Annotated in this window: 12 protein-coding genes and 2 pseudogenes; 5 read left to right on the forward strand and 9 right to left on the reverse strand. The window is 39.9% G+C overall.

All coding sequences use genetic code 11. From position 1 onward, the window contains the following. Both FTV03_RS18015 and FTV03_RS14860 read left to right on the forward strand, forming a co-directional pair. On the forward strand, positions 1–721 hold a 721-nt coding region (locus FTV03_RS18015), incomplete at its 5' end, for an RHS repeat-associated core domain-containing protein (RefSeq protein ID WP_257220812.1). A 321-nt stretch (positions 722–1,042) separates the two neighbouring features. Beyond that, positions 1,043–1,474, forward strand: a complete 432-nt coding sequence (locus FTV03_RS14860; protein ID WP_180042007.1) for a hypothetical protein — start codon at positions 1,043–1,045, stop codon at positions 1,472–1,474. A 150-nt stretch (positions 1,475–1,624) separates the two neighbouring features. On the opposite strand, the pseudogene FTV03_RS14865 reads toward FTV03_RS14860, so the two are convergent. Next, a pseudogene (locus tag FTV03_RS14865) lies at positions 1,625–2,557 on the reverse strand (IS5 family transposase). A gap of 507 nt (positions 2,558–3,064) precedes the next feature. On the opposite strand from FTV03_RS14865, the gene FTV03_RS18020 reads away from it, so the two are divergent. Next, the gene (locus tag FTV03_RS18020) at positions 3,065–3,373 is read left to right on the forward strand and encodes a hypothetical protein (protein ID WP_257220813.1); all 309 of its coding nucleotides are present in this window, start codon (positions 3,065–3,067) and stop codon (positions 3,371–3,373) included. Between the two features lie 176 nt (positions 3,374–3,549). Further along, positions 3,550–4,053, forward strand: a complete 504-nt coding sequence (locus tag FTV03_RS18025; RefSeq protein WP_257220814.1) for a hypothetical protein — start codon at positions 3,550–3,552, stop codon at positions 4,051–4,053. A gap of 34 nt (positions 4,054–4,087) precedes the next feature. Here the strand turns inward: FTV03_RS18025 and FTV03_RS14875 are convergent, their stop codons facing one another. The 3 genes from FTV03_RS14875 to FTV03_RS14885 are packed head-to-tail and all read right to left on the reverse strand — an operon-like array spanning position 4,088 to position 8,836. Further along, positions 4,088–5,491 (reverse strand): efflux transporter outer membrane subunit, encoded by a 1,404-nt coding sequence (locus tag FTV03_RS14875; RefSeq protein WP_180042017.1) that lies wholly within the window; start codon positions 5,489–5,491, stop codon positions 4,088–4,090. Between the two features lie 10 nt (positions 5,492–5,501). After that, on the reverse strand, positions 5,502–7,481 hold the full coding sequence (locus FTV03_RS14880) for a MacB family efflux pump subunit (protein ID WP_180042009.1): 1,980 nt from the start codon (positions 7,479–7,481) through the stop codon (positions 5,502–5,504). A gap of 2 nt (positions 7,482–7,483) precedes the next feature. Continuing rightward, complete coding sequence (locus FTV03_RS14885) at positions 7,484–8,836, reverse strand: MacA family efflux pump subunit (RefSeq protein ID WP_180042011.1); 1,353 nt, start codon at positions 8,834–8,836, stop codon at positions 7,484–7,486. Positions 8,837–9,350: 514 nt separating this feature from the next. Here FTV03_RS14885 and FTV03_RS14890 point away from each other — a divergent pair. After that, a complete protein-coding gene (locus FTV03_RS14890; protein ID WP_180007206.1) occupies positions 9,351–9,800 on the forward strand; it encodes a bacteriohemerythrin in 450 nt (149 codons plus the stop codon). Here the strand turns inward: FTV03_RS14890 and holA are convergent. The 5 genes and pseudogenes from holA to FTV03_RS14915 form a co-directional block, all read right to left on the reverse strand. Further along, the gene (gene holA / locus FTV03_RS14895) at positions 9,797–10,795 is read right to left on the reverse strand and encodes a DNA polymerase III subunit delta (protein WP_180042013.1); all 999 of its coding nucleotides are present in this window, start codon (positions 10,793–10,795) and stop codon (positions 9,797–9,799) included. The genes FTV03_RS14890 and holA overlap by 4 nt on opposite strands. Before the next feature lie 9 nt (positions 10,796–10,804). Then, a complete protein-coding gene (gene lptE / locus FTV03_RS14900; protein ID WP_078192675.1) occupies positions 10,805–11,338 on the reverse strand; it encodes an LPS assembly lipoprotein LptE in 534 nt (177 codons plus the stop codon). Between the two features lie 202 nt (positions 11,339–11,540). After that, entirely contained in the window at positions 11,541–14,162 is a 2,622-nt protein-coding gene (gene leuS / locus FTV03_RS14905) for a leucine--tRNA ligase (RefSeq protein ID WP_180042015.1), read from the reverse strand. 128 nt (positions 14,163–14,290) lie between these two features. Continuing rightward, positions 14,291–14,587 (reverse strand): DUF4124 domain-containing protein, encoded by a 297-nt coding sequence (locus FTV03_RS14910; RefSeq protein ID WP_373683082.1) that lies wholly within the window; start codon positions 14,585–14,587, stop codon positions 14,291–14,293. 357 nt (positions 14,588–14,944) lie between these two features. Beyond that, positions 14,945–15,055, reverse strand: a pseudogene (locus tag FTV03_RS14915) (IS701 family transposase); the annotation flags it as partial.

Genomic DNA, 15,055 nt, shown 5'->3' on the forward strand with positions numbered 1-15,055 from the left:
ATGGGGTGAAGCTTTAGAAATAAAGGCTTCTCATAATTTACTTGAGCAAACCAATATTCGTTTCCAAGGGCAATATTACGATAGTGAAACTGGATTACATTATAACCGTTACCGTTATTATGAGCCGCATAGTGCAAGGTATGTGAGTAAGGATCCGATTGGACTATTTGGTGGTTTAAACAATTCTTCGTATGTAAAAGACCCGAATCAATGGGTGGATCCGTTGGGGTTGGCAGCAGATTATCAAATTAAGAAACAGACACAAGAACGAAGTAAACCTAAAAAACAAATAACAAAAAAACAAGTTTCAGAGGAACTTGGTAATTTACCAAGCGGTACAACATATACAAGCTTAGCATGTGGTTTAACGGTAGTTTGTGCTCCAGCTGCCCCTGTCATAGCAGGGGTCGGCACAGGTTTAGATATTGCAAGTGTGGCATTGGATGATGAAAAAAATATGTTACAAAAGGCCGCAACAGTAATTATTTCAGGTCAAGTTGGAAAAGTAGCAGGTAAGCAAGCAAGTAAAATGCCTGAATTAAGTGATTCAGCAAAGAAAAAAATTGAAAATGGATATGCTACATATGCTGATAAAACAGCGGGTGCTGTAGTTGACCACGTGATTGAGAAATCTAATAATTGGGGGCCTGTTTATAGAATAGTCCCGCCATACTACCCTATAATTCCACAAGATCCATATGATTTAAGTGGGTTAAGGTAACTGATTTATGAATAATGAAGGGATGATTTTGGAAAAACTAATATTAAACATTGTTTTTAAGTATAGGTGTCAATGTTTATGTTTTGTGGTTGTTTTATATTTTATTCTACTATTATTTTTTATGAGACCATTATCTTTTGATAATATTCTAGGTAGTTTAATATTCTTATATTTGTTAGTGTCTTCAATTTTGAATGATTCATTTGTTTTGTTGGGTAAAATACATGAAGATAGTCCTTATGGTGAGATAATAGGGCGTGGAATATTAATTTTTACATTTCTTGTCGTAATGATATATTTAATGACTAGTTAGGATTTAATATGAAAAAGATTGAATTATTTTTACTTTTTTTATTTGCATTTCAGCTTAGTTCATGTACTGAAAATAAGGTTGTGAATGGTGTGGATGTTGATCGAAATGAGGTGCAAAATGAGTTAAAGTTAGTAAGAGAGTATGTTGGTGAGCAGAAGAGTAAACTACCTGTGAATGTAGATAATTATACTAGATGGGTGGATTTTAAATTTTCTGATAATAAATTAACCTATATTTATATGGTTTCATTTGAAAGTATTAGTGATTATCAAGCGGCTGATATGAGAAAATATTATTATTCTAAGCCAAAGATAGATGAAATTTGTGAATCAATTGCTATCTTATCTAATTTGGATATTGTGTATGAGTATAAGTATATTAATTTAAAAGAAAAGGAATTGATCACAATTCCATTTAATAAAAAGATGTGTGATTTTTAATTATATTTATTAGGAGGAAATATTAGATATCTTTTATAAATCAAAAAAATAGCTACATTTTGCTGATTATTTGTACCAAACAATCTTAAATCGTAATGGGATTTGTTGCACAAAGATTTGAAAGGTAAAGCGCCCCTAATTAAGCCAAATTTAAGGCGTAACTTGGGTAAGTAGTCGACCTAATTCCGTAAATCTGTTAAGGACTGCTACACGTGCATGGATCTCATTCACTTGGCTATCAAAACTCCTTGCACTGAGTTTATCTCCTAAAAATTTAATGCAGTACATCTTAGTTTCAACCAAACTTCGCCGATGATAGCCTGACCATTTTTTCCATAGTGTCCTGCCTAAACGTGTAACTGTTCGAAGTAATTCATTTCGCTCTAGCGAGCTACTCTTTGTATCTTTCCATGGTTTCGCATTTTTTCTAGGTGGAATCACCGCATGTGCTTGCCGATCTGCAATGACCTGACGGCATCGTTTTGTGTCATAAGCACCATCTGTATAGATAGAATCGATTTGTTCATCTAAAGGGATTTGAGCAAGTAAATCTTCCAGTACCTGTGAATCACTGACATTATTTGCGGTGAGTTGTACAGCACGTCTTTGAAGGGTTTCGGCATCGATACCAATATGAAGCTTACGCCATTGGCGACGATATTCAGATCCATGTTTCTTACGCTTCCATTCACCTTCACCTAAAAACTTTAGGCCAGTAGAGTCTACGAGTAGATGGAGACCACCACTACTTTTTTGATAGCAAATTGCAATATCGATATGCCTTTGTCTTCTGCACAGTGTGGTGTAATCTGGAGCTATCCAATTTAATCCGCAGAGTTTAATCAGACTTTGCACAAAGCCAGTAACCATACGTAAAGACAGACGAAATAAGGATTTAATTATTAAGCAGCATTGGATGGCTGCGTCGGAGTAGGTTTGATTTCGCCCTTGTTTGCCTTTTGATGGCGCATACCATTGCCTAGCAGGATCAAACCAAAGGGCAATATTTCCGCGACTCATGAGTGCTCGGTTATATGCGGGCCAATTGGTTGTGCGCTAGATTTTGTGTGTAGGTTTCTTCATTTGAAAATTATATCGCTGAAAAAGCCTTTACAGATAGGTTTGTTCAACAAAGCCATTGTACTCCCTCAAAATTTTGATCTAGTAAATTTTTTAATATTCTTTTCTGCGATTTTTACTTTTTATTTTTTATTTATGTAAATTATTAAAAGTTCCGCAGCTTCGTTAATATATCTCAGTGAAAACTCTGAACAAGTTTTTGATCTGTATGGCTTTAAAAATCCTCAAGAAATATATCTATTTACTGCACGACATGAAGATACATCAGAGAAATTAATTTTAGAATCTATTTATGATTATCGAAAAGTTATTAAAGATGATCCTTATCCTGAGGATTATTCTGATAAGAAATGAAAAAGTCTATTTATCTTTAATTAAATATTCTGCCCAAGCAAGATAATGATATCCAAAAATGGATTCGTAAATGTTTATTATCAACGGATCAAAGTATAATTAGGTTTGATACTATTCAACAACAAATGTTGGGCCTAAATTCGGTATACAATTAATATGAAAAGTAAAGTTAAAAAGCACGTCTTTAGTTATGATGTGTTTGAGCAGAATATTCCTTTTTCTCAGTTAGATGAAGGAGACGTTCTACTTAAACCAGAAAATGATTCTAAACGTAATCATAATTGGTCATTTATTAGCATGAATGATGATTATATCGAATTGATTGATCAATCTTATGCAAGGTTAGGAAAAGGAATAAGTTTATTAATTCCAATGTTTCCATTATTTTTATTTTTATTTTACTACATTGGTATTCTTTCTTTTCTTGATAATTCTAGTGTAGGAGAGGCTTTTTTTTTCTTATAGCTGTACTTTTTGTAATAGGACTTCCTTGTGTTGCATTTCTACGTCCTTACTTTAAATATGATCATAAACAACCTATTTGTAAGCCTGTTCTTTTTAATAGAAAAACAGGTAAAGTTTTTTTCTATATTAATGATCAAGAATATATAGAAAAGAAATGGACAGATGTAGTTTATATTATGGGCAGTAGTTTTGGGTTGTCTGGCATTCCATTACGAGAGCTTCGGGCACATATCGTTGAAGACGGCATATTGAAACATACCTTTGTGATTGGCTTTCCAATGATTGGAATATTTCGTACTCAAGGTTTATGGACTTTTATTTGTCATTTTATGATGAAAGGACCAGAGGAGCTTTATCCGAAACCGCATCCTATGTACGGTACCATCGATCCGTTTACCCAACTAACCTATTGTCAAAAGGTCGTGGGTGCAAAAGAAAGTTGGAGAGATACATGGAAATCATTTCGAATCATTTATCATTATAATTGGGTTCCAGCTTTATTTGCTTATCCATTTGATGTGTGTAACTTTGTTGCACGAAGAATTTTATTGCATATCAAACCATTGCCCGTTTGGCATGAAGATGTAGTACGAAAAAACAAAATGGATTTAGAGCGCCCAGAGGAAATCAGCGCAAAAGATAATTTTGAATTTACGATGTTTAAAATGATGGATAAATAAAAAGCCCTTTCGGGCTTTTTTATATGTAAAGGGTTTAAGGCAATTGCTTAATCGGACTTCCACCCAAAGCTTGCATTAACGTCACATAAGTATTGTATTGACTCTGCTTGGTCTGAACCAAAGACAATCGAGCATTACGTGTGGTTTCCTGTGCATCTAACAAGTTTTTCAACGCAATTGCACCATTACGATAACGAACTTCAGTCAAACGCTCAGTCTTTTCTGCAAGCTGTACATTACGCTCTTGCAATACAACTTGTTGACTTAACTCAGTACGATTAGACAGTGCATTTTCCACATCGGCAAAAGCCTGATACAAGGTCTGACGATATTGAATAATGGCTTTTTCATAGTCTAAGTCACTAATCGCAAGGTCTTTCTTCATATCGTTATATTGCAAGAAAGGTAAACTTAAACTTGCACCCAAAGCCAAAGCAGGGTTTTGTAATAAATTACTCAAAGAGGTACTACTCGAGCCTAAACTGCCAGTCAAACTAATTGAAGGGTAGTAACTCGCTTTCGTTGCATCTTTATTTGCCAAAGCTTTACGTAATCTTAACTCGCTCGCTTGTAAATCTGGACGGCGAGACAACAACTCGGCAGGTAAACCTGCTGCAATCGTCGGTAATGCAATTCGAGGTAAACGCTGTGGCTCAGCAATATTCAGTTGCTGTACAGGTTGATGTAATAACACAGCCAATGCAGTACGTGTTTCCACTTTTTGTTGGGCAATTTGGCTTAAGGTCGCTTTTTGACTTTGGACCGACTGTTCTGCTTGCGTTAGATCTAAACCTGACACAGCACCGGCTTTATATTGCACCTTGACCAAGTCATAGGTTTTTTGCGTACTGGCTAAGTTTTTCTGCGCAATACTGTAGCGCTCATTTAAATACCCAAGTTGCCAATATAGGTTTGCTGTTGTTGCAATCAAGCTTTGGGCAGTGGCTTGTAGGTCCTGTTCAGTCGCTAAAGCTTCCCATTTTGCGGCCTCAGTCTGGCTAGCCAAACGACCAAATAAATCTACTTCATAACTAACGCCACCACTGAGTGATACACCTTTTGATGAGTCATCACCTGAGTTAAGGTCAAAGTTATGTCCAGTTGAAACACTTGAACTCACGCGTGGCCCTTGTTTATTTTTAGCCAAACCTGCTTGTAGTCGAGCTTGCTGTAAATTAATACCTGCTACAGCAAGGTCTGTATTGGCCGCTAAAACTTGATTCACCAACTGGTTTAATTGAGCATCATTAAACAATGTCCACCATTGGTCAGCATAAGTATCTGCATGAACTTGCTGACTTATGGCTTTCGCATTTTGAAATTGCGTCGGGATTTGTGTTGCAGGAGCTTCATACGGCGTCTTAACCACAGCGGCACAGCCGACTAAGCTACTTCCAAGAATGAAGGCACTTGCAAGTTTAGTTAACGTCATTTGCATCATTATTTCCTTATTCGCGAGAAAGCGCATCGACAGGGTTAAGCTGTGCGGCATTACGTGCAGGAATAAAGCCAAACACAATACCAATCATACTTGAGCAGACAAATGCAGCAACGATAGATGTCGTTGAATAGGCCATTTGGAATGTTCCACCGGCAAAATGACTAATCAATTGTCCAATACCCAAAGATAATAAAACTCCAAGTACACCGCCTAAGATACATACCAATACAGCCTCAATCAGGAACTGTTGCAGAATGTCACTTTGACGGGCGCCCACGGCCATACGCACACCAATTTCTTGAGTACGCTCAGTCACAGAAACCAACATAATGTTCATGACCCCGATACCACCGACGATCAATGAAATCACCGCAATCGCAGACACTAATAGGGTCATTGTTGCCGTGGTTTGTTGAATGGTTTCGCGGATACTATCGGAGTTCTGTGTAAAGACATCTTGCGCGCCATGACGTTGCACTAACAAGTTTAATATGGCGTTTTCAGCAGCGGCACTTGGGTATTCATCTTTCACTCGGACAATAATGCTGCGCACATTCGACTGCCCCAGCATACGACTCATAACCGTTGAATAAGGCAAATACACATTCAGGCTATCTGAGTTGCCCATCATGCTTTTTTGTTCTTCGATCACGCCAATGATACGGCTCGGCACACTGCCTAATAAAATCACTTGACCCACAGGGTTGGTGCCATCAGCAAAGAAGGTGTTTTTGGTGTTGTTATCAATCACCACATCTTGAGCTTGTTCAGTCACACTTTCTTTATCAAAAGGTTGACCAGAAGCGAAGCTCATTCCTTTGACATAGAAGAAATCTTCACTCACGCCATTCACTGTGGTCGACGCTTCTGTGTCTTTAAAACGTGCTGTGACAGATGAATTGACCGAAGGACTAACGCCATCGACATAAGGTTGTTCCGCAAGGGCCGTCGCATCGGCTGGAACCAATGTTTTTACTTGCGATGATCTTGAGTTATCACCAAAGCCTCGACCTTGATACACCGTGATGGTATTGGTACCTAAACTGCTGATATTTTCTAAAATCTGCTTTTGTGAACCATTCCCAAGAGCCACAACAGAAACCACAGAAGCGATACCAATAATGATCCCGAGCATGGTTAAAAATGTACGCATCCGGTGTGCATTCATGGCTAAAATCGCCATACGGAATGCTTCACCTAAACGGTCAACGGCAGAGCGCCAGCTTGAGGTTTTTTTCTGTGTGTTTGGAACGAGTTGTTGCTTTTCTAAAGGTTCATCATCTGTTTCAGGCACATTGGGCTGATCTGAGATGATATTACCGTCAGAAATTTCAATAATACGCGTCGCATTTTTTGCAACATTATGGTCGTGCGTGACCAAAATAATGGTATGACCTTTGGCATTGAGTTCGCGCAAAATCCGCATTACTTCAATACCACTATTCTTATCTAGTGCACCGGTCGGTTCATCGGCAAGAATAACATCGCCACCATTCATGAGGGCACGCGCAATCGATACACGTTGTTGCTGACCACCGGAGAGTTGACTTGGGCGGTTTTGGGTTTTCTCACCCAGCCCTAAATCGGTTAGTAGTTGCTTGGCACGTGCATTGCGTTCGGTTGCATCTGCACCGGCATAGATTGCAGGAACTTCGACGTTACCAGCAGCATTCAAATCACCGAGTAAGTGATAGCGCTGGAAAATAAAGCCAAAATATTCACGGCGTAACTGTGCCAGTTCATCTGGTTCAAGTTCACGCGTTTCACGCCCCTTGACCTTGTAGCTGCCATTGGTTGGCTTATCTAAACACCCCAAAATATTCATGAGGGTGGATTTACCAGAACCGGACTGACCTACAATCGCCACCAGTTCACCTGGGTAAATCTCAAGATTAACCCCTTTTAGAATCTGGACTGTGCTTTCACCAGCAGGGAATTCACGAGTCAGATTCTTGACCTCGAGTAGAGGTGTCTGATTTTGACTCATGATTACATTCTCATTGGGCCGCCAGCACCACCACGGTTGCTGCGTTTAGCTGAATCATTTGAAGTATCAGAACCGTCGGCAATCACGACTTTGTCACCCTGTTTTAAGCCACGGATCACTTGTGCGGTCACACGGTTATTTAAACCAAGTAATACCGGTTGAGGTTGCGCAGAACCATCCGCTTGCAATACACGTACCATGGCAACGCTCGCTTTACCTTGTTTGACCAATGCTTTTTCAGCTTCAGTCAGTTCTAAACCTTTAGGACGATTTGGATGGTCTTTGTTCGATTTAGCTTCTGCGTTGGCATTTTTATCAGCAGATTGACCATCGGTAGACGTATTATTTCGGCTACGTTGTGGACGGTTCGAGGTTTGAACGGCTGCGGCAGGTACAGTCAAGACATTCTTGGCTTCATCTAAAATGATATACACCTGAGCGGTCATATCGATACGCAATTTGCCGTCTTCATTTGGGACATCAAATAACGCGTTGTAGTAAACCGCAGTACTTGAAGACGAAGAGGTGTTGTTGTTACTTTCGGTGTTAATTGAGTTTGGCGCAGGCTCAACTTGGCGCAGGGTAGCATAGTGTTTTGTTTCACTGTCGCCCAAGGTTGTAAAATAGACGTTTTGACCTTCTTGGACTTTCATGACATCGGCTTCAGAAATTTCAGCTTTAATGGTCATGGTGTCGAGTTTTGCCAATTTCACAATGGTTGGCGCACTTTGGTTGGCGTTTACGGTTTGACCTTCTTCAGTCACAATCGCCACGATGGTTCCATCCATTGGTGCAACAATTTGTGTATAGCCTAAGTCTTCTTTTGCAGTCGCTAAAGTTAAGCGCGATTGTTCGATTTGTGCATTAATGGCTGCAATATCAGCTTGCGCAGTTTTATAACTTGCTAGCGCAGATTCAAGTTCTGCACGACTAGTCGCATCTTGAGCGTACATTGCTTGTTGACGATTATATTCAGCATCGACTTTGGCTAAATTTGCATTTTTTACTGCCAATTGCGCTTGTTGATTTTTAATACTGGCTTCGGCTGTTTTGAGGTCATTTTCCTGACGCACTGAATCAATTTGGGCAATCAATTGACCTTGTTTTACTTCATCGCCAAGTTGCACATACATTTTTTTTACTTGACCTGAAACCTGCGCTCCTACGCTGACCATTTTAGTTGCTTCAAGCACACCAGTGGCAAGCACTGAGTTTTCAATATCCCCACGGCTGACTTCGGCCGTAATGTACTGAGGTTGCTCTTGTTTTGGTTTGAAAAAATGCCATGCTGTGACAGCGATCGCCAGAGCAGCGATGATGGCTACGATCAATTTTGCTGGTTTTATTTTTGGCATGATTGGCAGTAAAGCGTTAAGAAAGTTATTTGAATTATAAGAGTTAAATACGGATAAATTGTGAATATTTTAGCAAAGAAGTAATGATTATTATTTCCCTTTAGGCTTTCCGATTGATATGAAGGGACTTAGCAGAATCTGTAAACAGACTCATTCTACTGCGTAAAATAATTTTTTAACTGTAACTAAATGCCAATTAAAGTACAAAAAGCATATTTCATGCCTATTTATTTGAATCTAATTTCAAATTAGAAAAAAGTTGAATGAAAATTAAAAAAAGTGGTGCTATAAAGCTTTTTTGTAGCCTATGTTAATGATATTAAAATAAAAATATGCATTGTGTTTGTGCTTTAGTGTGCACAGTTTTTGTTGAGCGTGTGTGATTTTTTGCAATAGTCTTGTTCTAAAAATGCAGCTAAGATCAAAACCCATAAAAAAATTATGGGTTTAATGATAAGTGGTTTTTTTTCATTAAATATACAAAATAAAATAGGAATATAAGTCGGGGTTAGATATGGAATGGAATGAAAAATATAATATCGGCATTGATGTTATTGATAATCAACATCGCCAGATTTTAGATTATATCAATACGTTGGAAGCAATCCTCGTGAATGGCAGTCGAGAGAAAATCAAAGAGGTTTTGGATGATTTGATTGACTATACACAATCGCATTTCAGCTTTGAAGAAAATTTATTGGAACAGGTACATTATCAGTATTTGCCGTCTCATCGTGGGATTCATGAGCATTTTGTGAGGCGACTGAATGAGTATCGAACCAAATTTGAAAATGGTGTTTCGGTTGAACAAGATTTATATCGTTTATTGTCTAAATGGCTGATTAATCACATTCAGCATGATGATCAAGATTATGTAGATTCAGTGCGAGACAATATGCTGCACTATCTGCGCTCGCAGGAACAGAAAAAAGGCAAAAGTTGGTTTGCTCGCTTTTTTAGTTAAGTCAACAGGGACGGAAATAACCTTTTACCGCACATCTGAGCAATGGCTTGCATAATCAGATGTTCGGCATTTTCATGTCCCAAACCTTTAATCGAGGCATCTAAACGTAACAACAGGGCAGGCCACGTCAAAAACTCATTGGCATTTAAACGGCGTAAAGCTTGTTGATACAGCCCGACCTTGGTCTTCCAAATGCCAATTTGTAAGGCATTTTGTGGTTGCTCAAACAGTTGCATCAGCAAGCGCATTTCCTTGCTGATACTCCATAAAATAAGTGACATCGGCTCACCAGAGGCAATCAAATATTGAAAAATTTTAATTGATTGCGCCAAATTGCCTTGCAGCATTGCATCGTTTAAATCATAGGTGGTGTAGCGTGACTGATCTTGTAAGCAGGAGTACAGATGATCTATCTGAATCATCTCTGCTTCAGGAAAAGTATCTGCGACACGCATTAAACTATTTTTTGCAGCCAGTAAGTTATGCTCATGATGCTGTTCTAGCCATTGCCAAGCATCATTGGCGAGTTGAATGCCGAGCTTTTGCGCCTCGGTGGCTAAGATTTGCTGACGATCTTTAGGGTAGTTTGCAGTCAGTGCAACATTGACCCCATTGGCATCAATGGTTTGGAAAAAACTGGTCTTTAAACTCGCACTATCTTGCTTCGGCATTACCACGAGCAGCAAGTTGCTTTCATTTTGCTGCAAATAGCTTTTTAACAGTTTTAGCCCATTGGCATCGGGTTTAATGTTGCCATGTGCCTCAATAGCCAGTTGACTAGAAAATAATGACAAGCTGTTTAAAGCATTAAAGACATTTTTCCAATCGGCCGCAGAGCTAATGTCATACCGTTGACGCTCGATTTCTCGAACGTTCCAACTCTTACGAAATGCATCGAGGAGATTTTGTTCGAGTAATGGCTCTTGACCATGTAGCACCCAGGCACCTTGCGCTTCATCTACACGTTTTAATGCCTGAAGATAGTCAAGTTTCATAAATCAAAATTACTCAGCTTTGGTCGGTGCAGTTAGTGGATTTGCTTTCGGTAAGCGGTTTGATGAAATTTGGCGCACGATCTGTTGTGCAATGTCATCAATAATCACTTGTTTTAAATATTTTTCTTCTTGGTCATCGGTGTTCACGGTTGCAACGTCGTATTGGTAGCTACGTGTTGCCATCAATGTACGTGGTTCAGTCACAGGATTGCCTTGAGCATCTTCAATTTGGAACGTCACATTCAAACGCAATAAAGTTTCAACCAATTTACCATTGAGTTCTAAACGACGTGGAGTGTAATCCAACACATGTAAGACATAGGCATTTTGATTATTGCTCAATTGCACGCCTGCAGAGCCTAAATAAATCGCTAACTTTTCATGTAAGTCATCTGTATCTTCAGGAAGTGCCAATCGCATATTGGAATAGGCTACAGGTACAGCAGCAGGGTTGGTGCCTTTTAAATGAAAACCACAACCGACCATGCCTGCGCTCAGGCCCATAGTTAATACAATTGCAGCAACACGTTGAACCAAGTGCATAAAGTGTCCTCTGTTTCCCGAAGGGATAATGTTGAAATCCTGTGTGGATTGTAAAGTCAAAGCCCGTTGACTGGCAACGGGCTTTGTTTGGGAATTGTTTGTTAATCCCTCCCGACCTCCCTTTAAAAAAAGGGAGGAGACCCGATTTTTTTTTGGAAGCGGGAAGTCCCCCTTTTATAAAGGGGGATTTAGGGGGATTAAATTAAACCACCAAATTCACTAATTTATTCGGCACCACAATTTCTTTCTTGGTTGGACCAGTCAAGAATTGTTGAACTTCAGGTAATGCTTTTGCTTGTGCCAAAATGTCATCTTTAGAGGCATCGACAGACACTTCTAATTTGCCACGAAGTTTACCGTTCACTTGCACTACAATCGTTTGTGTATTGCGAGTCAGCGCAGATTCATCTACCGCAGGGAAGCGTGCTGATGTTAATTCGATACCAAACTCAGCCAATAAGGTTTGGCTTAAATGTGGTGCAAACGGAGCAAGTAAAGTTAGAAGGGTAATGATTGATTCACGTGCAACGGCAACGTCATTGTCATCTTTGGCTTCAAACTTATTGTTTGCATTCAAAAGTTCCATCATCGCAGCAATCGCGGTGTTGAAGGCATGACGACGTGCAATGTCATCACCCACTTTTTGAATGGTTTCGTGTGTTTTACGACGTAAGTCTTGTGCAGCGGTAGAAAGTGTCGCTTTGTCGATGTTTACAGCAGAGTTGCCTTGTTCAAGGAAACCTGTTGCTAGGCGCCATACACGTTTTAAGAAACGGTTTGCACCTTCAACACCAGCGTCAGACCATTCTAGTGATTGATCTGGTGGTGCAGCGAACATCATGAATACACGTGCAGTATCTGCGCCGTATTGATCAATAATCGCTTGCGGGTCGATACCGTTGTTTTTCGATTTCGACATTTTTTCTTGACCGCCAACCACGACATCTTGACCATCACCTTGATATTTCGCAGAAATGATACGGCCTTTTTCATCACGTTCTAAGTCGATGTCGGCAGGGTTAAACCAAGTCTTCTTACCTGACTCAGATTCACGGTAGTAAGTATCCGCAAGCACCATACCTTGAGTTAAAAGGTTAGTGAATGGTTCGTTACCTTGTACCACACCTTCATCACGCATCAATTTATGGAAGAAACGTGCATAAAGTAAATGTAGAATCGCGTGTTCAACACCACCGATGTATTGGTTCACAGGTAACCAAGTTTGACCCGCTTCAGGTTTCACCATACCGTCAGTGAAATCTGGAGATGCATAGCGTGCATAGTACCAAGATGATTCTACAAAGGTATCCAAAGTATCTGTTTCACGACGAGCATCGCCACCACAGCATGGGCAAGTGGTTTCATAGAACTCAGGCATTTTGTTGAGTGGATTGCCTGAACCGTCTGGAACCACGTCCGTTGGCAATACAACTGGAAGTTGTTCTTCAGGTACTGGAACCTGACCACATTTTTCACAGTTGATCATTGGAATTGGACAACCCCAATAACGCTGACGAGAAACACCCCAGTCACGTAAACGGAATTGAACTTTCGAGTTGGCAAGTCCAGTCGGTTCTAATTTTGCAAGGAATGCATCGTACGCCCCTTGTAAGTCTAAGCCGTCAAATTCGCCTGAATTCACCAGTTTGCCGTCTTTAGAGCCATACCATTCTTGCCAAATTGTTGCGTCAAAGTCTGCATCGTCTGCACCTTTGGCATCAATCACTTGCTTGATGGTTAAGCCATATTTGTTGGCAAATTCGAAGTCACGTTCATCGTGTGATGGAACCGCCATCACCGCACCTGAACCGTAAGACATCAAGACGTAGTTTGCGATCCAAACAGGAACTTCTTCACCTGTAACTGGGTGCTTAACTGACAAACCTGTTGCCATGCCTTTCTTTTCAGCAGTCGCAAGGTCTGCTTCTGCAACAGAACCCATACGGCATTCTTCGATAAATGCAGCAAGCTCAGGATTGCTTTCCGCAGCTTTAAGTGCCATTGGATGCTCTGCTGCAACTGCAACATAAGTCACACCCATGAGTGTGTCAGCACGAGTGGTAAATACAGTTAAACCATCTGCATAAACGTCTGGATTCGCTGAAGGGAAGGTAATTTCCATACCCTGTGAGCGACCAATCCAGTTACGTTGCATGGTTAAAACTTGCTGTGGCCAGCCGTCTTTTAATGTTTCTAAATCGTCAAGTAATTCTTGCGCATAGTCAGTGATGCGGAAGTAGTACATTGGAATATCACGTTTTTCGACCAATGCACCAGAACGCCAGCCACGACCATTTTCAACTTGTTCGTTTGCTAAAACAGTTTGGTCTACTGGGTCCCAGTTCACTGTTGAAAGCTTACGGTAAATTAAACCTTTTTTATAAAGCTGTACGAATAACCATTGTTCCCAGCGGTAGTATTCAGGTGTGCAAGTTGCAAATTCACGATCCCAATCTACAGAAAGACCTAACTTTTTAAGCTGATTACGCATGTAATCAATGTTTTCAAAAGTCCATTTTGCAGGAGCGACTTGATGTGCAATTGCCGCGTTTTCAGCAGGCAAACCGAAAGCATCCCAACCCATTGGTTGTAGTACAGTTTCACCTTGTAAGCGGTGGAAACGGCTGATCACATCACCAATTGTATAGTTACGCACATGACCCATATGCAGTTTGCCACTTGGATAAGGGAACATAGAGAGGATATAACGACGTGGTCCTTCTACTTGGTCGGCAACTTTGAAGGCTTTGCGATTTTCCCAGTCTTGTTGGACTGTAGGTTCAATCGCACTGGCTTGATATTCAGGGTCAATGTGAGTAGTCATAAACGTAAATAGAAATAACGGTTAAAAAGTTTGTGCTACAGCATAGCGCAAAATACGCCTAGAGTGAATTTTGCGATGCTGCCTAGATGTAAATAATTTAAGTCGATATAGCAGGACTTTGGCGTGAATTATTGTGCTGCGGCAGCTACCGCTTGAGCTTGGCGGAGTGCTGCATTGGCTTCGCGTTGTTGTTCTGCTTGTTGCTCATTTTGTTCATTCGACTGTTCGGCTTCACGTGAAACCTCTTCTTGGTTTTTTGCTGGAGTTGATTGCGTAGTCGTTGTTGCGCCATAGGTATTTACTTTACCTTTACGCTGCGCATTTTTTGGCGGTGGCGTGGTGGTGTAATGCGTTGAACCTTTAGCATCCACCCATTTGTAATATTCTTTCGCTGAAAGGTCCAAACTGGTCAGGCAAAACGCCATGCTAGATAAAATACAGGCAGTTCGTGCAATCGTCGTCTTCATCATAAATTCAGTCCCAAAGTTATAGTGATCATGCAAAATTATGCTGAAAATTTTGCGCTTTTTTGACAGCAGAATCTATGCATTTTTTAGCACAAAGGATAAAAGGGGCATCGCGTGGGATGAGTAACTTTGTGAATGATGATTTGTGAATGATGAATTGTGGAATTAATAAGCAATCAAAATATTGTGTTTTTATCATTTAATCCATGTATTAAGTTGAAAGTGGGGCAAGTGAATTAAAAACTCACATTCATTCATTCATTCATTCATTTAATTTATTTATTAGATTTATAAAAGTATAGGACTTACGCACTATCATTTATAGATTCTCTGTGGTAGCAGATGATTTTTATCGAGAATAAAGTCATCAATGAAGTTTTTGATAATTGGTCTAAATAATTTCTTCTGCCAACGATATATATTTTC

Source organism: Acinetobacter sp. YH12218, from assembly GCF_013417925.1.
GTDB lineage: Bacteria > Pseudomonadota > Gammaproteobacteria > Pseudomonadales > Moraxellaceae > Acinetobacter > Acinetobacter amyesii.